Source organism: Trinickia dinghuensis (genome assembly GCF_003367175.1).
Classification (GTDB): domain Bacteria; phylum Pseudomonadota; class Gammaproteobacteria; order Burkholderiales; family Burkholderiaceae; genus Trinickia; species Trinickia dinghuensis.
In genome coordinates, this window is sequence record NZ_QRGA01000049.1 from 1 (window position 1) to 1001 (window position 1001).

General features: G+C 64.0%; 1 protein-coding gene and 1 pseudogene. Both read right to left on the reverse strand.

The annotated features are described in order from the left end of the window. A partial coding sequence (locus DWV00_RS33545) for an ATP-binding protein (RefSeq protein ID WP_115537906.1) occupies positions 1-578 on the reverse strand: 578 nt, incomplete at its 3' end. 14 nt (positions 579-592) lie between these two features. Beyond that, positions 593-1001, reverse strand: a pseudogene (locus DWV00_RS33550) (IS21 family transposase); the annotation flags it as partial.

The window sequence follows — 1001 nt, forward strand, 5'->3', positions numbered from 1 at the left end:
GCCTCATAACGCTCGGCGATCAGTTCATGCAGATCCTCGTCGGCGGGCGGACGTAGCGGCTTGAGTCCGAAGTCATCGATGATCAGCAATTCGACGCGCATTAAGCTGGCAAGTCGGCGCTCGTAGGCGCCGGTGGCACGTGCTGCATTCAAGCTCGTGGTGAGCTGGGTGCAGGTGGTGAACAGCACGTCGACGCCTTGACGCACGGCGCAGTGCCCGAGGGCCTGCGCCAAGTGGCTCTTGCCGGTACCGCAAGGCCCGACGATGAGCACCGGCGCATGTTCGCCGAGGTAACGGCCTCCGGCCAGATCGTGCACGAGCGCGCGGTTCAGTTGCGGCAGCCGATCGAAGTCGAATTGCTCCAGTGTCTTGCTGGTGCGGAAGGCGGCGCGGCGCATGCGTAACGCAAACTTCTTCTGTTCACGCCGGGCGACTTCGTCTTCGATCAGCAAAGCCAGGAAGTCGACGTAAGAGAGCTTCGCATCGATCGCTTGGCGGTTGCGCGCTTCGAGCGAGTCGAGGATACCGGACAGACGCAATTGCTTCAGATGCGGGGTCAAGGCTGGCATGGGTTGCATGGCCATCTCCTGGGTTAATGACGCACGTCGGCGTCGGGAGCAAACAGAGACTGTGCGTCGCGAGCGAAACGCGCACCGGGGGCGTGGACGTGTTCGCAGCAATCGCTAAGTGGACGCTGGTCGAAGCCGCCCACGAGGATGGTCTTCACGGTCCGATAGAAGGGACTGGCGTGTGCCAGTGCGCGAGCGCAGGCCGCTTCCAGGCGCGAGGCGCCGTACGGCTTCTGCAAACGCATGACGCCCTGCGCCGCGCGCAAGCGTTCGAGAATGTGATCGGCCAGTAGCAGCTCGATGAGTTCGGCACAAGCCGGTCCCACGCGCGTCGCTTGTTCGAGACACCACTGGCGGTCGTGAGCGAGAAACGCGCGAGCTTCGGGCGGCAGATGGTCACGCACGGTGAGCCGATCGCCGGGACGACGGCCG